Below are 24,917 nucleotides of genomic sequence, written 5' to 3'. Positions count from 1 at the left end.
GTCTCCTCCCCGCACACATCATTCCCTTTTCGAAGTGGGAAATCTATGTTACATTTTTGTATAATAGAACTAAGTATAATGAAAAGTATTTGAAAAGTCACGTCATTTTTACAAATTGTTTAATTTCGTTAGTATTTGACGAAAAAGGGGTGCATTATTCTGTCGAACAAACTTTTCGCACTTGATATCGGTACACGTTCTGTTGTGGGCATCATTTTGACTGAACAGGACGGAATTTACCACGTTGCCGATCTTGTCACAATTGAACATAAGGAACGCTCGATGATTGATGGGCAAATACATAATATTGTAAGCGTAGCAACTGTCATTTCAGAAATCAAATCCATATTGGAGGAGCGCCATGGGACGCTGGGGAGAGTAAGTGTCGCCGCAGCAGGTCGGGCATTGAAAACGATGGAAGGTTCCATGACGATTGAAATTGCGGGGAAACCCCTATTCACTTCCGAGGATATTAACCGGCTTGAACTGGCTGCTGTTCAACAGGCCCAGCAGAAATTACTTTCTACTGCATCGACTGCCGACGATTATTATTATTGTGTAGGGTACTCGGTTCTTCATTACAAGTTGGATGGTGATGAAATCGGCAGTCTGATCGATCAGGCAGGCAGGTCAGCAACTGCGGAAGTTATTGCGACATTCCTCCCCCGTGTCGTCGTCGAATCGCTCCTGTCTGCGTTGAAGCGGGCAGGCCTTGAAATGGAGGCATTGACGCTCGAGCCGATTGCCGCCATTAATGTACTGATTCCCCCATCCATGCGCAGATTGAATGTCGCACTTGTCGATATAGGGGCGGGTACATCCGATATCGCCATTACGGATAATAATACGGTCGTCTCATACGGCATGGTTCCGATTGCGGGTGATGAAATTACAGAAGCGCTAAGCAACCATTTTCTTCTCGATTTCCCGGTTGCTGAAATTGCAAAACGTGCACTTTCAACAGATGAATCGATTGCAATTTCGGATATACTCGGATTCGAACAGCAAGTCCCTTCATCGGAAGTAGTTGCTATTATCAAGCCTGCAATCGAGAAGCTGGCATCGAGCATCGCTGATGAAATCAAAAGACTCAATAATAGCAAATCTCCCCAAGCCGTCATGGTTGTTGGTGGAGGTAGCCTCACACCTCTTCTACCAAAGGAATTGAGCATCCGACTCGATTTACCTGAAAACCGTGTCGGTATCCGAGGACTTGATGCATTGTCTGATGTCACTTTGTCAGAAGGCATCGTTTCAACCCCCGCACTTGTCACGCCAATCGGCATTGCAATTGCAGCAAGAAGAGCACCGATCCATTATATGTCGGTAATTGTCAATGAAAAGACAATCCGCTTATTTGAATTAAAAGAGATGACAGTCGGGGATGCTTTGCTTGCCGCAAATATTAAGGCAAGACAACTATACGGCAAGCCGGGAATGGGAATGTCGATTACTTTGAACGGCAGCCTCATGACGATTCCTGGTGAACATGGCAGATCAGCTGCGATATTATTGAACGGTAATCCAGCAAGTACGAAAGATTTCATTTCGAATGACGATGTAATTACATTAGAACAAGGCAAGGATGGAAAAGATGCATCCGCTACGATACGTGAACTGATCGGTGACATTGTTCCAATCAAAGTGAATGTTAATGGAAATATGCATAAGATACTACCAAAAATAGTTTGCAATGGCATACCGGTTGGGCTCGATACGATTATAAATGATAGGGACCAAATCGTTTATTCTCATTCAACGAAACTGAATGACGTACTTTCGGAACTCGACATTGAAACTTCCGGTCTTTTTGAAGTGTACATGAATAATAAAAGAGTCGTTTTGGAAAACTGGAATACTAAATTCTTTATTGACAATTTGCCTGTTCCGCCTGATCATCTTCTTAACGATGGGGATGAAGTCCGGATAGAACTACATTCTTCACCGACAGTCGGAGACGTTATTTCTGCACTGGATCAGTCAACTCAGTCGACAGCTTCCATTACGTTCAATGGGGAACCCGTGACCATGACGAACAGCGGATCTTCTATTCTGTTGAATGGTCATCAAGTAGATAATTCAGCCATTGTACACTCTGGAGATCGGCTAACGATAGCGGAAACGGTTCACCGACCATTTTTATTCAGCGATGTCTTCCTTTTTGTCGATTATTCATTGCCGACGACAGTATCCACTTCCTATCAGTTGCTTCGCAATGGAGAACCGATTGGATTCAATGATCCGATTTTTAGCGGGGACGCATTAGAAATCAAATTTAACTCGTGAACTAACTATGATAAAAAGCCAGACAGCCGCTTGATTAAGGGCTGTCTGGCTCTTTTGATATCACTTTTCTTTTTCGACAGAAATGTGGTTTTGATTCACATTCTTTTCTGTTCCGAAGTTCTCGCTATTGTCATAGGAAACATCACTGTTCCCTGTTGTTACATCCTCAGCGGCTTGCTTGTCCTGTTCCGTTGTAGTTCCTACAAAATCGATTGCTTCCTCCCCTTCGGAAGAGGCTGTTCCATCGTCCATAGGGACCGACGTTTTATTTGCCATCGATTTCACTTTATCCACAATCTGTCCGGATTGCTCCTGAATTGATTTCGTCAGGCCATCCGTCTTCTCCTTTGCAACGGAAGTGATTTCCGTTGCTTTATCCTTCGCAACTGCACTCAATTCGATTCCTTTATTCTTCAAGTTAACCGCCTGCTCCGAAAAATCGTCGCGCATTTCCCTACCCGTCTTCGGTGCGAGGAATAATGCCGCCGCTGCACCGATAACTCCTCCTACGAGCGCTCCCAACAGGAAGCTGCCTGCCCCAGTGTCGTCTTCATCATAGAAATCATCCGTATTGGAACGGTATGGATAGTTGACAGGCAAGTGGGATGGTTCCCCGAATGTGTTCTTGTATTCCTGGTTTCCATAATATTGGTGATCAAAATGTGCATCGTTATAGTTAGGTTTTAGTTTATCAGTCATGTGAATTCCTCCAGTACATTTTTTTCTCACGCCGATATCAGTTTCCGTCCGGGCTCGGCAAACGCTTCTGCCCCTTGTCCGGTTGATAGACAGTCCAGCCTGATGATCTTTCCGTTTTCATATCTTTCACTTTCCCGATAATGCCGAAAGCGACGTTGCTCCATTGAACGACTTGGGCTATTTTATCACTGTTCTTCTCTGCTTCGACAGTGATTGAATTGGTGACTCGGCGAACTGAATTGTTCAAGTCGCTTACAGAGCTTCCTACCCCTTTCACTGCATCAACGACAGAGTTCAATTTTTCGGATTTCTGCTGAATATCCTCGGCAAGGGCATTTGTCTTATGAAGAAGTTCAGTCGTTTCAGACGTGACCCCTTCCAACTGGTTCGTCAAGCCATCCAATGTTTCGGAAACGCTTCGTAATGTCGTTTTCAATGAACCTAATGTCATTGCAAGGCTGATACATAAAATCAAAAATGCGATTGCGGCAACTATTGCAGCAATGTAAAGTAATACTTCCATGGCGATCCTCCTCCCAATAAACATACATAAGTAATTTCTACCCTTTATAGTAGGTAAATAAACTTCGCCTACTCTAACCTTTTTCGACATCCTTTGCAAATGTCCTTCATTTTTCCCGAAATTAATTATTTCTGGATATTATGAATGCAAATTTATGCGTAATTGGTTTGTTTTATGGACTTTTGAGAGTGTTTATGGACTTTTGTGGACATTTTTGGACTTTTCAGAGGAGTTATGCTTGACTGTAGGGATTTATGCGCGTTTGAAGGATTTTATGCGTGAATATATAAAAAAAACAGCTCGACCCGTGGGATCAAGCTGTTTCTTCTTTCTTCGTATGTTCGGTGAAGACGTTCAAATACTTTTGGATGTCGCCAGCGCCCATGAATAGGTACACTGCATTTCCATGCTTATCAAGGACTTCGATGTTCTCCAATTCCAGATGTTGTGCTCCAGGAATTTTGCCGACGAGGTCATTAATCGTCAAATTGCCTGATTTTTCCCGCGCGGAACCGAAGATGTCACATAAATAGACATGATCGGCCGCAGAAAGACTGTCGGCGAATTGCTCCAGCAATGCCGCGGTCCGTGTGAACGTATGCGGTTGGAAAATCGCGACAATTTCTTTTTCGGGATACTTTTGCCTTGCGGATTGCAACGTCGCCTTGATCTCCGTCGGATGATGGGCGTAATCGTCAACAATCGTCCGACCGTATGATTCTGTAACAGTGAAACGTCTTTTGACTCCATTAAATGTAGCCAGTCTCTCCTCGATGCCAGCAACCGGAATTCCTTCATAATGGCATAATGCAATAACGCCTAGAGAATTCAAAATTCCGTGGTCACCCGCCAATGCTATTGTGAACGAATGGAAGAATTCATTTCGCACATAGACATCAAATGTGGCACCCTGTTCGGATTTCACGATGTTTTTTGCAGAGAAGTCATTCACTTCATCAAATCCGTAGTAGACGACAGGGACGTTCGCTTTAATCTGCTGCAAATAAATATCATCACCGCAAGCAATGATCGCCTTCTTCACACGTAAAGCCATTTGGCCAAATGCATCCAAGACGTCTTCCAAATCCTTGAAATAGTCCGGATGATCGAAATCGATATTTGTCATGATAGCGTAGTCAGGCTCGTATGCTAGGAAGTGGCGTTTGTATTCGCACGCTTCAAAAACGAAGTATTCACTGTCCTCAACACCTTTGCCCGTGCCATCACCGATGAGAAAGGATGTCGGGGCATTCCCGGAAAGGACATGCGCCAGCAACCCGGTCGTTGATGTCTTCCCATGGGAACCCGTAACACCTACTGAAATGAATTTCTCCATGTAGTTGCCTAAAAATTCATGATAGCGTATTACTTCTACGCCCAACTCATGTGCTCTTTCAATTTCGGGATGACTGTCTGGGAACGCATTCCCTGCAATGACAGTCATTCCGGTCTTAATATTATTTTCATCAAAAGGTAAAATCGTTATTTTTCTTTCATGCAACGGATCCTCCGTAAAGAAATATTTCTCCACATCCGAACCTTGCACGGCATAAGATGAATCGTGAAGGATCTGTGCAAGGGAACTCATCCCCGATCCTTTGATTCCTATAAAATGGTACAATGTCATAATGCAACCTCCCGGGATCAAAACTGTTCCCACATTCTGGTTCTTCAGCTGATTCGTATCGCTAATTCCCCACTCATTTTTATTATTCTCTATTCCCGATTCCTTTGAATCGTCAATCATGTTTTCACATATCATTTGGCTTTTCATTGCCATTCAAGAAATAATCAAGCTCACTTTTTGTTAAATAGACTTCTCGTGCCTTACTTCCCCTTTGCTCGGAAATGAAACCTAGTTTTTCCATTCGGTCCATCAATTTAGCGGCACGATTATAACCGATACTGAAGTTCCGCTGCAATAAAGATGTGGAAGCACTGCCTTGATCGATAATGAATTCGCAGGCATCCGCAAATAAAGGATCCGTTTCCTCTTCTTCCATTGTGTTTGCCAATAAATCCTCTTGACCGAACAAATAATTCGGCTCCGCTTCGTTCTGAACGTGTTCTATTATACGTTCAATTTCAGCATCCGTGACAAATGTCCCTTGCAAGCGCACCGCTGAAGATTGACCGCTTCCGAGATAAAGCATGTCGCCTTTCCCTAGCAGCCTTTCAGCTCCCGGTGTATCGATAATTGTCCGGGAGTCGATCTGGGATGAAACAGCAAATGCTATGCGTGTCGGAACATTCGCCTTGATCGTCCCGGTAATGACATCGACGGATGGGCGTTGTGTAGCAATGATCAAATGGATTCCACAAGCTCTTGCCTTTTGGGTGATCCGGCTGATCGATACTTCGACGTCTGCTGGCGCCATCATCATCAAGTCCGCAAGCTCATCTATGACGATGAGTAGATATGGCATCTTCAGAGAGAATTTACGGTCCTTTTCTGCCATCTCATTATAACGCTCAATATTTCTAGCGCCGACATGTGCAAACAGTTCATAGCGGCGTTCCATTTCTCCGACCGCCCATTTCAATGCAGCAGTCGCAGCTTTCACATCGGTGATGACGGGGCTCAATAAATGAGGAATCCCGTTGAACGGCGCAAGCTCCACCATTTTCGGATCGATGAGCAGCATTTTCAGATCCGTTGGTGACGCTTTATACAATAGACTGATCAAGATCGAATTGATGCACACCGATTTACCGGATCCTGTTGCACCGGCAATCATTCCATGTGGCATCTTCCGCAAATCCAATGTCACAGGTTCACCCGTCAGACTAAGTCCAAGCACCGCCTCCAAAGGTGATTCCGAATCTTGAAAGCGTTTCGTTTCAATCACTTCCGAAATCCGGACGGCTCTCGGCTTCCGGTTCGGGATCTCGATTCCAATGGAGCTGGTCCCCGGAATCGGTGCTTGAATTCGGATGTCTTCCGCGGCGAGTGCCAATTTTAAGTCGTCAGTCAGATTTCTAACCTTGCTCACTTTCGTTCCGTGCCCCACCGTTAACTCGAATCTCGTGACGGTCGGTCCTTGCACGGCCTCAATGACATTTGCCTGCACGGCAAAATAGGAAAGTGCCTCCTCCAACTTTTCAGATTGGGATTGTAGCCATTCCGTGTCTTCTACATGCTCTTCGGGCTGAATAAGAAAGTCTTTCGAAGGGAATGCATAATAAGGTTGTTCTTCCAGGCCTTCGGTAGGTTCATTCGGTTTTGTAATTTCTTGAATCGGTTCGGTTCGAATCGAATCGTTTTTTGTGGAATCAAAGGCCGACTGGCTGCTAGCTTTTTTTGCACGTTCCTCGTATTTCAGCTTATCATTTTTCAACATAAGGACATTAAAAGGCACGATTCTTTCTTTCTTCTGTTCGTGAATTCGTTCAGGCTCATTCACTTCTTCAATCACCGGTTCCGAAGATGAAGTCTCTATCATTTCCTCAATCATTGATTCTTCAATAGATGCAGGAATTTCCTCTTCAGCTATTATCAGTTCGGGATCATCAGAAGCCTCAAACTCTTCTTTTACTGTCGGATTAGGTGTTTCACTGAATTGACCTACAAGCTCAGCGGCAGTCGGTTCCATTTCGATTTCCTGCTCATCAGGTTCAGTGGATTCCGTTTCAATTTCCCGCTCATCAGGCTGAGTGGATTCCGTTTCGATTTCCCGCTCAACAGGCTCAGTGGATTCCGTTTCTACAAATTCATCAATTTTCGTCTCAGCAAACTTTTCTTTACCCGAAGTATGTGCATGTTCCTCTAAATCAATGCGATGAATTTCATCATCTGCCATTGATTGTTCATTGATTGGTTCGGCCTTTTTTTGTTCATATTCCGATTCAACCCGAGATGGAATCGGATTTTCTTCAGTTGCCTCTTTCCTATCTCCCAGTTGATGGTCCTCAAACCGGTCTATCTTCGGCCTTGAATAGCCATAAACGGGTGATGGCACTTCCGTAGGAGTGAACGGACGGTTACTTCGTTTCTGTATAATTGTTTTTTTGTTCGTCTCTGTTTCGTCAGCTTTCACCGTTCTCGCTTTAGGTGACGGCACTGAGTTCGATTCTTGTTTTGTATTGTATTTCAATGGGGCGGTCGCCCGATGAATAGTCGGTTTCTCATTTCCCCCTGGCCATCTATCATTTTTATATAACGGCACAGGTGTGAAATCATCGTCATCAAGTTCAGTGATTAAGTTATCCGCTTTTCTTCGCTCGTTTTCCGGATCCGGTTCCCATCCATAGATTTCGGCATCGGTTATGATTGGAAAACGGAAAGCCGGTTTTTCGGTTTTGGTTTGGTCTTTCTCTATTTGTTCTTCATACTCAATATCCTCAAAAGCTTCTTCAAATTCTTCATTTTTATCTGCTTCAAATATACGGTTCATCATTTTTTTAATCCAAGTCAAATCTATCACTCTTTTCAAGTCGATCATTCTATTTTAGCAGGTTTTCATCTATTAAATCAATCAGATGGCCAAAATAAGAAAAACGTACCGCTTTGGACAGTACGTTTTTCAAAATCAAGCTATAAAAGGTTCACCAGGCGTTGCGTCTTCAGCAAGGACCATAATCCCTTTTTCAGTAGGAGCGTCTGGAATGCCAAGCTCTTTTGCTGAACAGATCATACCTGATGAGTCGATACCTCTAAGCTCTGCATCTCTTATGACCATTCCCGATGGCATGACAGCCCCCACTTTTGCTACGACGACCTTTTGCCCCTCTTCGACATTGGGCGCTCCGCAGACGATTTGCAAGGTTTCATCTCCGACATCCACCTTGCACACGCTTAATTTATCTGCATTCGGGTGTTTTTCTTTTGCTACAACGTGACCGACAACGAACTTCGGTGAGAAATCCACATCTAATTCAAACTCCACACCATTCGATTTAAGTGCCTCTTGCAGTTGACTGACAATCTCTTCAGTCGTTTCAAGTTGTCCTTCATTTTCCGGTTTCACATAGTTCGAAGCACGGAAGACGTTGAATGCTACGACTTTATCTGTTGTTGCATCTTTGATAAGTGTGATATCCTTTTTGCTTTCAATTGTCCTATCTTCCGGACGTTCTGTCGTCATTTGAACGAGGAGTACATCGCCAACTCCGTTTTGATTGTAAAAAATATTCATTTCTTTCTACCTTCCTTCCGGGCAACCCGATTTTTCGCCATAATGAAAATCGGTTCTAATTTACCATCTTCATAGATGAATGACAAGGAGGTGACAGGCACTGCCCCTACCGTGAAAAATTGCATCGTCATTTGGGCAAGCACGTCATACCCCGTATCGTTCCGAATATCACCAATGATCAAAACGTCCTGGTGAGGTACCGAGACGGTCATATGCCCTTCGATTTCCGCTTCCATTTCCTTTAGGAAGGTGTGATTCAATATACGGCTTGCATCGTATCCGTCATTGTTATTGACGAAATAGAACAGATTTCCCGCCACTTCATCCTTCTTCATATTCGTCGGTAATGATCTCACTTTAAATAGAGCTGATTCCATAATTTCCGACTCCGTCATACCGATGGAATCGAGCATCGATTCATCAATGAGACGGTACGTCGTGCCCAAGTCGAGCGCATAGAAGATTCTCGTTTCCGCCGTATGATCTTTCGCTATGAAGCGATCCCCCGCTTTTGAAGTTTGCGGAAAAGAAGTCGAGCGGATGACCGGGTAGATTGCATTTTCTTTCACAAACCCTTCCGTCTGCTCTTTTTCCATTGCTTTAAAAGTTTCGCCAATCGTATAGACGACTTCATTAATGGCAGCTTCTTGTTTAGTTTCATATTTAGCAAGGATTTCCGGCAAGGAAATATCCATCCCTTTTTTCAGTATCGAATGCTCCAATCGAACCTTATCCGTTTTCCGATCGAAACGCCATTGGAAATGTTCGGACGGCAGATGCTCTTTTAATAGTTCCACTAGCTTTTGTGAATTCACTAACTTCACCCTTTCTTCAAAAATAAACGGCCGCTCGCCGCAACTGCGCCGGGTGACCGAAAGTTTATACTTATGAGCCTTGATCGATGGAACGTACAATTTCCATCATCTTGCCCATATTCGCTTCAATATTTTTGTTTTTCGTAATGGTCGTTATCTTTATTCCACCGACGCTGGCAATGAGCTCCGCCTGATCTTCGCCTTTTCTGAGAACAGAGGAAAAACCGAAATATCCATCTTCGGTGAACACTTCCTCAAACCGCTCTTTGTCCTCCGTCTTGATAGACAGTTCGTAAAAGAGCCTGCTATCCCTGGACTCATTCGGATTAATGAAAAGGAGGAATGTTTCGTCGCCCTTTTTCAATACGATATTGTGGGCATCGGATTTCTCGTCTATCGAAAATCCTGCCGGTTTATATAATGAAACGCCATGTACTTCATCATTCACATGTTTATCATGTAATTGAAAAGCTTCTTTCGCAGCTGCGATTGCCTCGGCAGCTTGTTCCTCAAACGTTTTACCACACGCGGCTAATACTAGTATGGATAGGAGTGCCAGGAATAAGAATTTCCAGAAGCGGAACATTCAGCTTCCTCCAATCGTACATTTTTATTCATTTACCGCTACCTATTTTATAGATTATCGCACCTATATGCAAATCAAGCGGTTTAACTTTGTTTAACTTAATAAAGGTAAAACCTCCGGCGGATGTCACGGATTTTTAATCTTTCTTGTAGTATTTCAATTGACCGATCAATAATTGCATAACATGTTCGAACAGCTTGTCGCGAGTGACCGCCAGCGCGGTGAACATACCGATTGCACCTTCACTATTGCGGATGCCGTTCGCGTTAAAATAATCATCGACGACAGCTCCCAATTCCCGACCCTTCTTTAATTCTGAAGCAATTTCTTCAGGTAATGTGATTTGAGCCCCACCGGCAGTGAATGATTTCCCTGAAGGCAGTACAAGCGCCCCCCAATTGCAAACGAACATTTCACTTCCAATCATGCGCACACCACCTTCCAAGCCGATTCCGATTGCGCCACTTTCTTCATGGGCGGCATTCGTTGCGCGGTTCAATGCTCCGGTTCTTGTTTCTTCATCTCCAAATGGCTGATCCTTCACGCCTGATGGAACTTTCACTTGGGACAGTTCACTTCCCGGAAAATGGCTTTCGATCACTTCCTGTGCTGCTTTGACTTTTGCTTGATTGGTGGACCCTATGATGAATTTCATGCTGTTCTCCTTTCTAGTCAGTAAAAAGCCATCCTGTATGGAAAGGATGGCCATATTTATGATTCTCGTCTAGACTTCAGGCGCTAGCTGCTCGGGTCATAAGCCAAAGCTACTGCGTGGCAAAGACCGCTGATTCCAATTCTTGCTCGCAACGCTGCGCTTGTGCTCGCAAAAGCCGTTCTCCGTAACGGCTTTCGCTTTTGTTTATACATTGCTCTTGATTGTTTCAACAGTCGTTTTATCGCAAGCTTTCACTAATTTGACGAGAAGTTCTTTCGCTGCCGCATAATCATCGGTGTGGATGATGGAAGCGGATGTGTGGATGTAACGTGAACAGATTCCGATAACCGCACTTGGTACACCTTCATTTGAAATATGCACTTGTCCTGCGTCTGTTCCTCCCATGGAGATGAAATATTGGTACGGGATATTGTTCGTTTCCGCTGTATCAAGGATGAATTCGCGCATGCCGCGGTGTGTCACCATCGAACGGTCGAAGATGCGAAGCAATGTTCCTTTTCCAAGCTGGCCAAATTCATTTTTATTGCCGGATGCGTCATTCGCCGGGCTCGCGTCCAATGCGAAGAACAGATCAGGATTGATCATCCGGGCAGCAGCCTGTGCACCTCGCAATCCTACTTCCTCCATGACATTCGCCCCGGAATACAGGTTATTCGGAAGCGTTTCTCCATGAACTTCTTTCAACAGCTCGATGGCCAGACCGCAACCATATCTATTATCCCATGCTTTCGCCAAGATCTTTTTATCATTCGCCATTGGGGTGAACGGGCAGATCGGTACAATTTGCTGGCCGGGACGGATGCCGATTTTCTGTGCGTCTTCTTTGTCATCCGCACCGATATCGATAAGCATGTTTTTAATATCCATCGGTTTATTGCGGACTTCATCACTGAGGAGATGTGGCGGTATGGATCCGATGACGCCGACGACTGGACCTTCATCTGTAATGATTTGAACTCGTTGCGCCAACAGCACTTGGTTCCACCATCCCCCAAGCGGTTGGAAACGGAGCATACCGTTGTCAGTGATTGCAGTGACCATGAAGCCTACTTCATCCATATGGCCGGCAACCATGATACGCGGGCCTTCTTCAGGTCCTTTCCGCACGCCGAAAATTCCGCCTAGATTGTCCTGGATAATTTCATCGGAATATTTTCCGAGCTCATCCCGCATATAGTTGCGTACCATATGCTCATTTCCTGGTGCTCCAGGCAGCTCGGTCAATGTTTTGAACATAGTCAACGTTTCGTTGTTCATGAGAATTTCCCCCAATTCGATATGTACTTCTTCTAGTATAGTGCACGAATTTGAAACTTTCCATTATAATATTTAGCTTTCCGAACTAGTTTTTCGAAGACAGTTTTCCCCTGTACTCCCTGAGTCCAATAACGGTTAAACATTTTTTTGAAATATGGTACACTTGTTGAAGATCGATGGAGGGGGTTCTCAGACATGAAAGTTAAAGATTTTGTAGCAGGAGTTCTAACAGGCGTTGCTGCCGGGCTCGTTGTCAACCAGGCAATCGGGAAGATGAATCCGAATACTCCGGCTGAGCATGTCTTGGATGCAGTGAAAGATGCTTTTAAAAAAGAAGGTCCGATTGACGGTTCGTGGATCGTCATGAAACCTGAACCGTTTACAAACAATGTTCTGTCGATGGAAGTGTACCGTGGCGGCGTTACTAGAATCCGTAATGGCGAACTGGAGCAATTTGAATTTGCAGCTAACTCGCAAACAGGAACTGTCGTCGAATTGATCCAAAAATGAACGTGTATGACCGCATACCAAAAGCAGCAGGTGAAGGAGTAAAATGCTCTCCACACCTGCTGCTTTTTATGATTTATCTTGTACGCTCGACTGCTTCAGTAATTTCTTTACCGCTTTCATCCCACTGGACGAGACGGTAAACAGCGTCATGATAGAAGATGAAACGATATCGGTTAGCCAATGCTTCTTTCATTAGCTTTTCCTTTGCAAATATTGAAGTCATTGGGTAGTCGTCATAAGCCAAAACCCATAATGGATTGCTATGCGCATGCGTCGGCATGATATCCCCCATATGCAGAACCGTTTCCCCGTTTTGAGTCAGCTTGATGACACTATGTCCGTCACTATGTCCACCTGTGTGAATCATTTCGATCCCCGGCAGCACTTCAACCCGGCCTTCGAATGTTTTCACCTGATGCTGGACGGGCTCCCAGTTCTCCTTCCAATACGTATTCCTTGAACGGATATTAGGATTCCGCATTTCATCCCACTCGACTTGTGATACATGAATTTCCGCATTCGGAAAAATTGACACGAGCTCATCGTTTGCCCACCCCGTCAAACCCGCGGCATGGTCATTATGCAAATGGGTCATGAGGACAATATCGATATCGGCAGGTGTCAGTCCAAGCTCTGCCAAACCTTCCTCCACCTTTGTTTCAGCACGGACCCCGAGATTACGCTTCAACTTTTCCGACAGCTTCCCTTTCCCGATGCCTGAGTCTATGAGGATATGTTTCCCTTCGTAGGTGATATAGATCGGATCTGTCCGAAGTTCGATCAAGTTGTTCTCATCAACATTGTATTTCCGCGACCATAACGCTTTCGGAACGACCCCGAACATCGTGCCTCCATCGAGGAAATTGACTCCCCCATCGAGCCATGTTAGTTTCATATCGTGAAACTTATATGTATCCAAACAAAACCTCCCCTTTCAAACATCAATTATTGAACATTGCTTCCAACCGGTAGATCGCCTGTCCCTTTGCTGAAAACTTCTCTTCATACTCTGTCATAATATTATCTTCAGGCATTTCCGCATGCAAATCTAGCGATACATCCTGGAGGATCATTCCGTATGCCGACATTGAAACGAGCGAGTACTCAAATAGCTTCCTGTTATCCGTCTTGAAGTGGATTTCCCCTCTTTTTTTCAGAACCGCCTTGTAGCGGGCTAAAAACGATTCATGTGTCAAACGTCGTTTTGCATGGCGGGATTTAGGCCATGGGTCGGAGAAGTTCAAATAAATCCTGTCCAATTCCGCTTTTTGGAATAAATCTCCTAAATTCTCGCCATTTCCTCTTAGAAGCCGTAGATTGGAAGGCTTCTCCGCCTCAATGACCTTTTCAAGAGCGGACACAATCACATTGTCGAAATGCTCAATTCCGATATAGTTGACGTCCGGATTGGCGATAGCCATTCCGATAATGAATTGTCCTTTCCCTGTCCCTACTTCCACATGGATCGGGTTTTCATTGCCGAAAACCGTTTTCCAATCTATTGATGTACCTTCATCTTCGTGGATCAACACATCGGGATGCTCTGCCATGAAATCTTTTGCCCATGGTTTATTGCGAAGCCGCATAATCAATTACACTCATTTCTATTCATTAGTATCAGGTTGTCCCTGCTCAATCTGTTCTTCAAAAAGTCTGCTTACTGCAGTGGTCTGTCCGACATCCAAAATCGATTGTGCGGCCTTGAATTGGTTGAACTTCATCGGCACAGTCGATTTCCGGAGGGAGGAGAACCATTCTTCATACATCCTTCGATCAATGACGACCGTATCGAATGGCACACCTGGATAATCGATGTAGCCATTCCTAGAAATGATCAATTTCTTAATAGGAAAATCGATATTCTGTGCAGCGAAAATTCCCGACACGATCTTCTCCATGCGGTTCAGTCCGATGAGTGGATTCAATACCCTTGATTCCTCGTCCCCATACTTTTTCGTCCAAAACCGATCGCCATCACCGATGAAAGCCGCTGCGTCCTCTCCTTCCAACACCGTTATGCATAAGCACTCAACCGGCGTGATAAGAAGGATATCCAGTTCAACAGGTGCTTTTTTCACTTTCAAAATCGGATAATAGAATAGAAGATAGCTGTCAGGAAGCCGCTGGGTGAAGCTCCTCAGCAATGAATCCCTCATAAAGCCTGCATCCAGATTGGATCTTTCCAACATTGTAGAGCTTGCCCATTTCAGTTGAAAATGGAACAGTTGGTCCAAATATAGCTTCCGAAGCTGCTCTTCATTTTGGGGCTGATAAATAATATTCGGATTAAAATCGAAGACATCTACGTCATCTTGTCCTTGTCGACCTTTTTCCGCCTCAATCGGCTCCACTTCTTCCGAACGGCCTTTCCGATTGCCGAACAGACGGAATAGAGGGGAGTACCATTTCCCCTCCTCTGCCTGTTCCTCCGTCTCCTCAGGGACATGCCTCCACTCAGAAAGGTCGGCTCCGTGCTCCCATTGGGTTTTCATCCGTTTCCACTGGGAATTTTTCAGACGGATATATTGGGTTGGATACCGTGATAGATCATTTTCGTAGCGAGATACATAATCAAGCAGTTTGACGAGCTGCGCCAATTTCATCCACTCCGATCAGTATGGCTATGTTCATCATTCCCCCGCCACGGACAACGGAATCTGCCGCGCGAATGCTTCCTGCAATCTTCTCGTTACCGCTCCCGGCGTTCCTGCCCCAACCGCTTTTTCATCGATTAACACGACAGGGGTTATTTCCGAAGTTGTGGATGTAATGAAAAATTCATCCATTGCGTACATCTCTTCCGGTGTGAACGCCCTCTCTTCGACTGGAATTCCGTTCTCCTTACAAAGCTTTAACACCACTTGGCGTGTAATTCCGTTCAGAATAAGATTTGTTGCCGGGTGAGTAATGACAACGCCGTTTTTCACACCGAATGCATTTGAAGATGACCCTTCCATGACAACTCCGTCGCGAACAAAAATCGCTTCTGCACAGCCAGCTTCAAAAGCCTCTTGTTTTGCCAGAACATTGGCTAGCAAATTCAAACTTTTAATATCACAGCGAAGCCAACGAACGTCGTCAACCGATTTCACTGAGACTCCGCCCTCAATATTGCTTAAAGGCCTTGGATTATGGATTGCATATGCAGTAACAACCGGAGTCACTGATCCCTCCGGGAACTGATGAACCCTCGCAGAAGCTCCGCGTGTCACTTGCATATAAATATGGCCGGTCATCACTTCGTTCACCTTCACCAATTCTTTCGCAATGTCAATCAGCTGCTGTTCAGAGTAAGGGATGGCCATCTTGATTTTCGATGCGCTTTGGAACAGGCGCCCGAAGTGTTCCTCGGCAGTATACAACTCGCCGTCATACACCTTTACGACTTCATACACCCCATCACCGAAGTAGTATCCTCTGTCATCAATCGAGATAGTTAAGCTGTCTTTACTAGTGAATTGGCCATCGATAAAATAAGTAGTCATTCGTTTTTCCCTTCCCCTTCATTGGATGTAAGACGGCTGATCGCTTCCGTGTAAATGGCGGTCGCCTTTACTAAGTCCTCTATATATACATATTCATCTGCTTGGTGAGCGACATCCTCCCTGCCAGGGAAGAGCATGCCGAAAGCGACGCCTTTATCAAGCACGCGCGCATACGTACCGCCGCCGATTGACAACAACTCCGCCTCTTCACCCGTGTAGGACGTGTAAATTTCTTGCAACGTTTTGATGAATGGATCATTTGCATCGACATGATGGGGCTTCGAGTTGGACTTCACTCCCATAGTAAAAGAAGTATCCTTCAACCGATCGTTGCACGTTCCGGTTTTCTCTTCAAAAGGATAGGTGACGGAATATCGCATGCTCACGTCAACCCGGCCACCTATTTCAGGAGTGAAGGAAACGATTCCAGCATTCAATGTCGTGTCGCCCGAAACTTCATCATTATAAGCTAACCCTAGATAGCGCCCTCGAGTTTCTGTTCCGAATGCGTCCAGTATGAATTGGGTGAAATCCTTCGATTCACCTTCTTCGAAAATCTTATTCAGGAATGTCGCAAGGAGAACAGCCGCATTCACACCGTTATCCGGCTCCATCGCATGGGCGGACTTGCCGTGGAAAGTTAAAAATGCTTCGCCATTTTTTTCAACGATTGATGCTGCCATGTCATGCATATTCATGAAGCTTTCAAATTTACTGTGGATATCCTTGAAGTCGAAACCTTTAATATGCGCCTCCGCATAATCAGGTACCATATTCGTACGATCGCCTGACTTAAAATACTGAAGCTGCCCATCTGCTTTTTCAGTCTTCTGTGTGAAGACTAATGTTGAAATCCCTTTTTCCGCGTTGATGATCGGAAAGTCAGCGTCAGGTGCAAATCCGATCGTCGGCATCTCTTCTTTTTCAAAGTAACGTTTCACACAGCGGAAACCACTCTCTTCATCCGTCCCGATAATGAGGCGGACTCTTTTATTCAAAGGAACTCCTGCTTCCTTCACCAATTTCATGGCATGCCAGGCAGCGATTGTCGGCCCCTTATCATCAATTGCACCGCGACCGAACAATTTCCCATCCTTCACAGTCCCGTCAAAAGGACCGAATGTCCAATTTCCTCCAGCGGGCACCACATCGACGTGGCAAAGGATGCCAAGCAGTTCATCGCCTTCGCCCATTTCAATATGGCCAGCCATATTATCGATGTTTTTCACTGTGAATCCAGCTTTCCTGCCTTCCTCCAGCAGCCAATCAAGCGCTCGCTTAGGTTCCGGTCCAAACGGTGCCTCCTCTGTCGCCAAATTTTCATCCAGTACGGACGGAATGGAAACCAATTGCCTCAAATCATGAATCAAAAGCTCTTCTTTCTCCGACACTTTCTCTTTCCAATTCACCAATTCAAGCACCTTCTTTCCTGATACCCTATTTTCACACGTTCAGCTAAGAAAATAAAGTGAAACTGCAATCAGGGGGGGGATTCTTTCATCCCCCCTGATTGTTAGTTGAACCAATCGGGCATTTACTGGCTGTTGATTCCCCTTAACAACCTAGATTCCTCGCTTATTCTAGTAGGGGAATCTTACAGCCAGTTAATGCGGGGTAAAGAGCAAAACATTTCTTACAGAACTTTTACAAAAAATTCATGTACTATTAGCAAAAATGAGTTATACTTACATTGTCAGAACATTGCATCTGACGCAACGTTCTGATGAAAGGAGTGCATTGTCGGGGGCTATTTCAACTAGCATAGGTACATTCAATAGTCTCATGCCCATCGTTTTTGGAAAATGAAGATGAAGGAGTGGTTCCACAGTTGAATCCAGCTACTGGTCGTATGCTTACCCGCATCAAGGACGTATATTTATATATCCTTGACAGGGGTATTGTCACAACGGAAAATGTGGTCGAAGAATTCGGCATCACAAACCGCACAGCGCAAAGGGACTTGAATGTCCTTGAATACAACGAGCTCATCACAAGCCCTGCCCGCGGAAAATGGACGACAACTCAGAAAAAAGTTAAATTGCCCTCCTGACATCACTTCAATCTAAGATAAGAAAAAGGCTGAACCGCTTCAACCGGTTCAGCCCTTTTCATGGTGGAGCATTGCGACTTCCTCATCCGTCAGCTCCCTGTATTCCCCTAAACGTAAGGAGTCATCCAACTCCAACGGCCCCATCGACAGACGTTTCAAATAGACGACCCGCTTCCCGACCGCTTCGAACATCCGCTTCACTTGATGGAACTTCCCTTCGGTGATCGTCAACTCAATTTCAGACGTTTCACCTGAATGCAAGACGCGGAGCTGTCCCGGTTTCGTGAAGTAGCCGTCGTCCAATGTCAGCCCTTCCGCGAACTTTTCGATATCGGTCTCATCGACCTTACCATCGATATGCGCGTAATACGTTTTCGGAACTTCCTTCTTCGGCGATAATAACTCATGCGCCAGCTTCCCGTCATTCGTAATCAATAAAAACCCTTCCGTATCCTTATCGAGCCTGCCGACCGGGAACGGTTCAAAATGCCGGTGTTCCCCATCCAGCAGATCGATGACGGTACGGTCCCGATCATCCTCCGTAGCGGAGATGACGCCTTGCGGTTTGTTCAACATCAAATAAATAAACTCTTTGTAGACGACCCGTTCACCGAGGATCGTCACCTCATCCTTTTCCGGATCTACGTGAAGCGCCGGATCCTTAACCTGTTCGGAATTTACTTGTACAGCGCCTTTTTTCAAAAGCTGCCGGACTTCCTTACGAGAGCCGAATCCCATATTCGCCAATAATTTATCTAAACGCATCATTCACCCTCCAAAACCAAGCTTCTTCGTAATCCTCGTCAACCGGTCGCCGAACAACTTTTGAGCAAGCCCCGATTTCAAGGATAGGACTCCATAGACTACCACTCCGACAAATGCACAAATCATAACGTATAGCAATGCCTGCATCTTACCGTCGACAGGACTAATCGCAAGGAGGCCTTTTAATGTGTAGTGAACTGCAATGAACATGATCACATTGAAGATCCCGATGAGGATCAGTCGCCTGAACACCATTCTTGAACGGTAATGAAGGACTCTTGATATGACATAAATATTAATGCAGACCGCGATTGCATATCCAATTGTCGTCGCAGCAATTGCTCCATTCACTTCGAAAAGCTTGATGAGTGGGATATTCAAAATCATTTTGACTAAAAGCCCCGTCAATGAAGTAAAGACGATCCATTTATGTCGATCGATCCCTTGGAGGATTGCTGCTGTCACTGAGTAAAGCCCGAACAGTATTGCAACCGGGGCATAAGCAGCCAAAATACTTGAGCCCACTGGATCTTCACTGTAAAGGAATGTATAGAACTCATTCGATAGGATAATTAACCCTAGAACCATCGGCACTGTCAAATAGAGCATGATCTGAAATGTTTGGTCTAGAGAACGGGTAAGGCCCTTCTGATCGTTCTTCGTATAATAGCCCGTAATGACCGGGATGAGCGCCATGGAAAATCCAGTTGCAACCATGACCGGAATCATGACGACTTTGTGAGTCAGGAAGTTAAGCATCGTCAAAATAACATCAGTGACATCATCACGACCGATACTTGTCATTGCTCCATTGAACGTTATCATATCGACAAATTGATACAAAGGATTGATAACGCCAACGAGGACGAAGGGAATCGTGTAACCGATCACTTCTTTGTACATATCGATGAAGGTAATATTGCTTGCAGGCGGACTGCTAGCGTACAGCTGATTAAATTCGGGTTTGTATTTCAACCAATATTTATACAGGACAACAAGACCCGCAAGCGCCCCGATGAATGCTGCGAACACCGCAAAATTCACAGCCGTCCGGGGAGACAGATCTAGTACATTCACTACAATAAATGCGCCGACAAGGACAACCAAAATCCTGACAACCTGTTCGACAAGCTGTGAGACGGACGTAGGTTCAAATTTTTGATTCCCTTGCAAATAACCGCGGACGATACTCATAAGTGGAACTGCCAGCAAAGCGAAGCTTACATAACGGATGACAGACGTAATTTCTGCGATTGTGAAAATCTGATCATCGCTTTTTCGCACAAGATGGGCAATCGGTTCAGCCAAGAAAAAGAGAACAAGAAATGAGAGGATGCCGGTTAGCGTCATGACGAGCATCCCAGATTTCATTAACTTTCGGCCTGTTGCATAATCGCCCATTGCATTATATTTTGATATGAATTTTGAAATGGCAAGTGGTGCTCCAGAAATCGCAACCGCCAAAGCTAAATTGTATGGAATGTATGCGTATTGATACAAACCGATATTCTCAACCCCGACAATTGCATAAAACGGAATTACGTATAATAGACCGAGCGCCTTCGATAAGAAGAGCCCGATTGTTAAAATGGCGGTGCCTTTAACAAGATTTGATGACATGTTTGATCCTTCCAATCTTAAGTACTACTCGACAAAGCTACTTACCAGTTTACCCCCCACCGGCGCTTTTCACAATGATTATCGAGCGTATCCATGTATAATAGAGAAAAACTGAAAGTGTGGTTCCATATATGTATGACGTCATAATCATAGGTGGGGGTCCCTCAGGACTGATGGCCTCGATCGCTGCAGCTGAACACGGAAATAAAGTGCTTCTTCTCGATAAAGGGAAAAAGCTTGGGAATAAATTATCCATCTCGGGCGGCGGTAGATGCAATGTTACGAATCGATTGCCTTTAGAAGAAATCGTGAAGAACATTCCAGGCAACGGAAGATTTTTATACGGTCCGTTTTCCGTCTTCAATAATGAGGATATCATTGCGTTTTTTGAAGGACTCGGGGTACCGTTGAAAGAAGAGGATCACGGGCGGATGTTCCCTGTCTCGGATAAAGCGAAAGACGTTGTCAATGCGCTGCTTTCGGAAATGGATCGACTGCATGTCGAAGTGAGATTGTCGACACGCGTGAAGAAATTATTGATGGACGATGAAAGGATTTTGGGCGTACGGCTTGAGGATGGTGAAGAAATCCGAACTCAAGCAGTCGTTGTTGCGGTAGGCGGAAAGGCTGTTCCGCAGACAGGAAGTACAGGAGACGGATATCCGTGGGCGGAGAAAGCGGGACATACTGTAACGGATCTGTATCCGACAGAGGTGCCGTTGCTGTCCGATGAGCCGTTCATCCAATCAAAGGAATTACAAGGACTTGCATTGCGCGATGTTGCTGTTTCCGTATTGAACGCCAAAGGGAAAACCTTGGTTACTCATCAGATGGACATGTTGTTCACCCATTTCGGGTTGAGCGGGCCTGCGATCTTACGTTGCAGCCAGTTCGTCGTGAAGGAACAGATGAAAAATGGCAGGAAGCCCGTTGATATGAGGATTGATTCCCTTCCTTCCATGAATGAAGAAAAGGCGTTTCAAATGATTCATACGATGTTGAAAGATGATCCGAAAAAAGCGGTGAAAAACAGTTTGAAAGGAATTGCACCGGAACGGTGGCTACTGTTTTTATTTGACCGGGCAGACATAGATGAAGCTGATATCGGTGCAGGGCTTTCGAACGAAAAGATCCGCAAACTTGCGGGGTTGCTGAAAGGTTTCCCGATGACCGTGAACGGCACGCAGCCGATTGAAAAGGCATTCGTCACAGGCGGAGGCGTTTCGACGAAGGAGATCGAGCCTAAAACAATGGCCTCACGGAAGAAGGCTGGACTTTTCTTCTGCGGAGAGATATTGGATATTCACGGATACACGGGCGGTTATAATATTACTTCTGCTCTTGTTACAGGACGTATTGCGGGCATGAATGCCGGGGCGTTCGCAAGAGAAGAAGGATAATATGCTTAAACATCGGTTTCGTTGAAGCCGATGTTTTTTGATGCTTTGGACGGTTTACTTTAGACGTGGAATGGCTTGCTTTGGACGCGGAGCGGCTTGCTTTGAGCGCGAAGCGGCTTGGCGCCTCGCTTTGGACGCGATCAAAAAAATCCGAAGAAATGGACGCGTCCATTTCCTCGGATCTTTACTTCATTCATCAAACAGCTACAATGTTGACCAATCTGCCTGGAATCGCAATGACTTTCTTCAATTCCTTGCCTTCAATCCATTGCTTCACATCTTCGTCAGCAAGTGCGACTTTTTCAAGCTCTTCCTTCGTAATGTCTTTTGCGACATTGATTTTCGCGCGGACTTTCCCGTTGATTTGGACAGCAACTTCTACTGTTTCATCGAATAGTTTCGATTCATCGTATGTCGGCCATGCTACATAAGAGATGGATTCGCTATGGCCAAGCTTCTCCCATAGCTCTTCAGCAAGATGCGGAGTGATCGGTGAAATCAGTGTGACAAAACCTTCAACGAATTCTTTCGGAATTGAATCGGCTTTATATCCTTCATTGATGAACACCATCAATTGAGAAATGGCAGTATTGTTGCGCATTCCTTCGAAGTCTTCGGTCACTTTCTTCACGGTTTGGTGATAAACCTTTTCAAGCGCACCGCCTGGCTCGCCGCCAATTTTGGAGCTAAGCGTCCCGTCTTCATTGACGAATAAGCGCCAGATGCGATCTAGGAAACGACGGGATCCATCGAGTCCGTTTGTCGACCACTCTTTGGAAGCTTCAAGCGGTCCCATGAACATTTCGTACAGGCGAAGCGTATCTGCGCCGTGTGAATGGACGATGTCATCAGGATTGATGACGTTGCCAAGCGACTTGGACATTTTTACATGCCCTTCCCCGAGGATCATTCCTTGGTTGAACAATTTTTGGAAAGGTTCTTTTGTTGGTACAACGCCGATATCGTAAAGCACCTTATGCCAGAAGCGTGCATATAGAAGGTGAAGCACCGCATGCTCTGCACCGCCGACGTAAATGTCTACTGGCAGCCAACGTTCTGCAAGTTTCGGATCGATCAGCATTTCGTCATTATCCGGATCGATATAGCGCAAGTAATACCAGCAGCTGCCTGCCCATTGCGGCATCGTATTCGTTTCCCGGCGGCCTTTCATGCCAGTCTCCGGATCGACGACATTGACCCACTCTTCGATATTCGCAAGCGGCGATTCACCTGTTCCGCTCGGCTTGATGTTATCTGTCTTTGGCAGCATCAATGGCAATTCGGATTCATCGACAGGAGTCATCGAGCCGTCTTCCCAATGGATGATTGGAATCGGTTCGCCCCAATAACGTTGTCTCGAGAACAGCCAATCGCGTAGGCGATACGTGATTTTCTTCTCGCCTTTGCCGTTTTCAACGAACCACGCAATCGCTTTTTCGATTGCTTCCTCTTTCCCTAATCCGTTCAAGAAGTCGGAGTTGATATGCTCGCCGTCGCCTACATATGCCTCTTTTGAAACATCCCCACCTGCAACAACTTCCACAATCGGCAAGTTGAATTCTACCGCAAACTCATAATCTCTTTCGTCATGCGCAGGAACCGCCATGATTGCGCCAGTTCCATAAGAAGCAAGCACATAATCCGCAATCCAGATCGGCATTTTCTCGCCGCTCGCAGGGTTGATTGCGTAAGCGCCTGTAAATACACCTGTCTTCTCTTTCGCAAGGTCCGTACGTTCTAAGTCGCTCTTTGTCTTCACTTTATCCAAATAAGCGTCAACAGCTTCCCTTTGTTCGGCTGTCGTAATCGTATCGACAAGCTTATGTTCAGGGGCAAGAACGGCGTATGTCGCTCCGAAAATCGTATCCGGGCGTGTCGTGAATGCTTCGAATGAAAGATCCGTACCGTCGATTTCAAACTTCAGTTGAGCGCCTTCAGAACGGCCGATCCAGTTGCGCTGCATATCTTTCAAGCTATCCGGCCAATCAACATCTTCAAGATCCTCAAGCAGGCGATCTGCATATTCGGTAATGCGCAATACCCATTGGCGCATTGGACGGCGTTCGACTGGATGGCCTCCACGTTCGGATTTCCCGTCGATGACTTCTTCGTTAGCAAGTACAGTTCCTAGCGCCGGGCACCAGTTGACTGGCACTTCATCGATATACGCCAAGCCCTTTTTATACAATTGGATGAAAATCCATTGCGTCCATTTGTAATATTTCGGATCTGTCGTATTCACTTCACGATCCCAGTCGTAGGAAAACCCGAGGTCATTCATTTGACGCTTGAATGTCGCGATGTTTTTGGCAGTGAATTCCGCAGGGTCGTTCCCCGTATCTATTGCATATTGCTCAGCAGGTAAACCGAAAGCGTCCCATCCCATCGGATGAAGGACGTTATAGCCTTGCTTCCGTTTGAATGAACTTAAAATATCCGTTGCGATATAGCCTAGCGGATGCCCAACATGAAGTCCCGCTCCGGAAGGATAAGGGAACATATCAAGCGCGTAGAACTTCGGCTTGGATTCGTCGTTTACCATTTTGTACGTCTTGTTGTCTTTCCAATACTGCTGCCACTTCTTTTCGATTTCTACATGTTTATAACTCATTGCTGTCATTCCTTCCCTCTATATTCAAAAAGCGCTATGCGGTTCGCGGAAATAAAAAAACTCTCGTCCCTTAAAAAGATAAGGGACGAGAGGTATATGTACTCCCGCGGTGCCACCCAAATTGACGGCAATGCCGCCCAACTTGTTTCCTTAACGCGGAAAACGGCACAGGCTACTTTTCGTTCACCGATGCAGGCTCGAAGGCGAGTTCATCGTAGTCGTACAGGCTTGCACCAAACCGCCTGCTCTCTTCAATCGACCGGACCGATTACTGATTCCTTTTCAATGCCAACGCTATTTGAATTCAGTTTATTGTAGTGTACCCGAAATTGTTCCAAAATACAACTAGATGTCTTAAGTTTTAATGGAAGTCACTAGGAAATACGCTGAGCCCAAAGCCCCTTTTTGGTGATAACTTTCCGGATTCAATAGATAACTTTGCATATTCAATAGATAACTCCATCGATTCGATAGATAAATCGTCATATTCGATAGATAA

At 45.4% G+C, this 24,917-nt stretch carries 21 protein-coding genes and 1 other annotated feature; of the genes, 4 read left to right on the top strand and 17 right to left on the bottom strand.

Annotated features, from left to right (window positions below; all coding sequences use genetic code 11):
• The first annotated feature begins 216 nt into the window (after window positions 1-216).
• The gene (locus tag M3152_RS05215; protein WP_435371927.1) at window positions 217-2,286 is read left to right on the top strand and encodes a cell division protein FtsA; all 2,070 of its coding nucleotides are present in this window, start codon (window positions 217-219) and stop codon (window positions 2,284-2,286) included.
• A gap of 60 nt (window positions 2,287-2,346) precedes the next feature.
• On the opposite strand, the gene M3152_RS05210 is transcribed toward M3152_RS05215, so the two are convergent.
• The 9 genes from M3152_RS05210 to M3152_RS05170 form a co-directional block, all read right to left on the bottom strand.
• Entirely contained in the window at window positions 2,347-2,985 is a 639-nt protein-coding gene (locus M3152_RS05210; protein ID WP_251694132.1) for a YtxH domain-containing protein, read from the bottom strand.
• A 37-nt stretch (window positions 2,986-3,022) separates the two neighbouring features.
• Entirely contained in the window at window positions 3,023-3,508 is a 486-nt protein-coding gene (locus tag M3152_RS05205) for a DUF948 domain-containing protein (protein ID WP_251694131.1), read from the bottom strand.
• Window positions 3,509-3,821: 313 nt separating this feature from the next.
• Window positions 3,822-5,135, bottom strand: coding sequence for a UDP-N-acetylmuramate--L-alanine ligase (murC, locus tag M3152_RS05200; protein WP_251694130.1), 1,314 nt, complete (start codon window positions 5,133-5,135; stop codon window positions 3,822-3,824).
• Between the two features lie 124 nt (window positions 5,136-5,259).
• Window positions 5,260-7,923, bottom strand: a complete 2,664-nt coding sequence (locus M3152_RS05195; RefSeq protein WP_251694129.1) for a DNA translocase FtsK — start codon at window positions 7,921-7,923, stop codon at window positions 5,260-5,262.
• Between the two features lie 114 nt (window positions 7,924-8,037).
• Window positions 8,038-8,643: a YtpR family tRNA-binding protein gene (ytpR, locus tag M3152_RS05190; protein ID WP_251694128.1), complete on the bottom strand. Its 606-nt coding sequence runs from the start codon at window positions 8,641-8,643 to the stop codon at window positions 8,038-8,040.
• The gene (locus tag M3152_RS05185; RefSeq protein ID WP_410055860.1) at window positions 8,640-9,467 is read right to left on the bottom strand and encodes a DUF1444 domain-containing protein; all 828 of its coding nucleotides are present in this window, start codon (window positions 9,465-9,467) and stop codon (window positions 8,640-8,642) included. Before M3152_RS05185 ends, ytpR begins: the two co-directional genes overlap by 4 nt.
• 61 nt (window positions 9,468-9,528) lie before the next feature.
• On the bottom strand, window positions 9,529-10,044 hold the full coding sequence (locus M3152_RS05180; protein ID WP_251694126.1) for a hypothetical protein: 516 nt from the start codon (window positions 10,042-10,044) through the stop codon (window positions 9,529-9,531).
• Window positions 10,045-10,180: 136 nt separating this feature from the next.
• The gene (locus tag M3152_RS05175; RefSeq protein ID WP_251694125.1) at window positions 10,181-10,699 is read right to left on the bottom strand and encodes a DUF84 family protein; all 519 of its coding nucleotides are present in this window, start codon (window positions 10,697-10,699) and stop codon (window positions 10,181-10,183) included.
• A 204-nt stretch (window positions 10,700-10,903) separates the two neighbouring features.
• On the bottom strand, window positions 10,904-11,977 hold the full coding sequence (locus M3152_RS05170) for a M42 family metallopeptidase (protein ID WP_251694124.1): 1,074 nt from the start codon (window positions 11,975-11,977) through the stop codon (window positions 10,904-10,906).
• A 195-nt stretch (window positions 11,978-12,172) separates the two neighbouring features.
• Between M3152_RS05170 and M3152_RS05165 the strand changes: the two genes are divergently transcribed.
• Entirely contained in the window at window positions 12,173-12,487 is a 315-nt protein-coding gene (locus tag M3152_RS05165) for a hypothetical protein (protein ID WP_060204336.1), read from the top strand.
• 73 nt (window positions 12,488-12,560) lie between these two features.
• Here M3152_RS05165 and M3152_RS05160 read toward each other — a convergent pair whose 3' ends face one another.
• From M3152_RS05160 to pepV, 5 genes are read right to left on the bottom strand one after another with little or no spacing between them, the layout of a single operon-like run.
• Complete coding sequence (locus tag M3152_RS05160) at window positions 12,561-13,406, bottom strand: YtnP family quorum-quenching lactonase (RefSeq protein ID WP_251694123.1); 846 nt, start codon at window positions 13,404-13,406, stop codon at window positions 12,561-12,563.
• 22 nt (window positions 13,407-13,428) lie between these two features.
• Complete coding sequence (trmB, locus tag M3152_RS05155; protein WP_251694122.1) at window positions 13,429-14,073, bottom strand: tRNA (guanosine(46)-N7)-methyltransferase TrmB; 645 nt, start codon at window positions 14,071-14,073, stop codon at window positions 13,429-13,431.
• Between the two features lie 18 nt (window positions 14,074-14,091).
• Window positions 14,092-15,084 carry a nuclease-related domain-containing protein gene (locus tag M3152_RS05150; RefSeq protein ID WP_251694121.1) on the bottom strand — a complete coding sequence of 331 codons (993 nt, stop codon included), beginning with the start codon at window positions 15,082-15,084 and terminating at the stop codon, window positions 14,092-14,094.
• A 33-nt stretch (window positions 15,085-15,117) separates the two neighbouring features.
• Complete coding sequence (dat, locus tag M3152_RS05145) at window positions 15,118-15,972, bottom strand: D-amino-acid transaminase (protein WP_251694120.1); 855 nt, start codon at window positions 15,970-15,972, stop codon at window positions 15,118-15,120.
• Window positions 15,969-17,381 carry a dipeptidase PepV gene (gene pepV, locus M3152_RS05140; RefSeq protein WP_251695248.1) on the bottom strand — a complete coding sequence of 471 codons (1,413 nt, stop codon included), beginning with the start codon at window positions 17,379-17,381 and terminating at the stop codon, window positions 15,969-15,971. The genes dat and pepV overlap by 4 nt, the downstream gene beginning before the upstream one ends.
• Window positions 17,382-17,800: 419 nt before the next feature.
• Between pepV and M3152_RS05135 the strand changes: the two genes are divergently transcribed.
• On the top strand, window positions 17,801-18,022 hold the full coding sequence (locus M3152_RS05135) for a DeoR family transcriptional regulator (protein WP_251625097.1): 222 nt from the start codon (window positions 17,801-17,803) through the stop codon (window positions 18,020-18,022).
• Window positions 18,023-18,070: 48 nt separating this feature from the next.
• On the opposite strand, the gene M3152_RS05130 is transcribed toward M3152_RS05135, so the two are convergent.
• Together M3152_RS05130 and M3152_RS05125 are read right to left on the bottom strand one after the other, a co-directional pair.
• Window positions 18,071-18,787, bottom strand: a complete 717-nt coding sequence (locus tag M3152_RS05130) for a pseudouridine synthase (protein WP_251694119.1) — start codon at window positions 18,785-18,787, stop codon at window positions 18,071-18,073.
• A gap of 3 nt (window positions 18,788-18,790) precedes the next feature.
• Window positions 18,791-20,407 (bottom strand): putative polysaccharide biosynthesis protein, encoded by a 1,617-nt coding sequence (locus M3152_RS05125; protein WP_251694118.1) that lies wholly within the window; start codon window positions 20,405-20,407, stop codon window positions 18,791-18,793.
• Window positions 20,408-20,538: 131 nt separating this feature from the next.
• Between M3152_RS05125 and M3152_RS05120 the strand changes: the two genes are divergently transcribed.
• A complete protein-coding gene (locus tag M3152_RS05120; RefSeq protein WP_251694117.1) occupies window positions 20,539-21,807 on the top strand; it encodes an NAD(P)/FAD-dependent oxidoreductase in 1,269 nt (422 codons plus the stop codon).
• A 196-nt stretch (window positions 21,808-22,003) separates the two neighbouring features.
• Here the strand turns inward: M3152_RS05120 and leuS are convergent, their stop codons facing one another.
• The gene (leuS, locus tag M3152_RS05115; protein ID WP_251695247.1) at window positions 22,004-24,418 is read right to left on the bottom strand and encodes a leucine--tRNA ligase; all 2,415 of its coding nucleotides are present in this window, start codon (window positions 24,416-24,418) and stop codon (window positions 22,004-22,006) included.
• Window positions 24,419-24,496: 78 nt separating this feature from the next.
• Window positions 24,497-24,713 (bottom strand) — a binding site (T-box leader).
• Window positions 24,714-24,917: the final 204 nt, after the last annotated feature.

Origin of the sequence: Sporosarcina luteola, from assembly GCF_023715245.1 — a bacterium.
Lineage (GTDB): Bacteria > Bacillota > Bacilli > Bacillales_A > Planococcaceae > Sporosarcina > Sporosarcina luteola_C.
The sequence above is the reverse complement of the archived record's forward strand: the minus strand, read 5'-3'. Positions and strand labels throughout refer to the sequence as shown.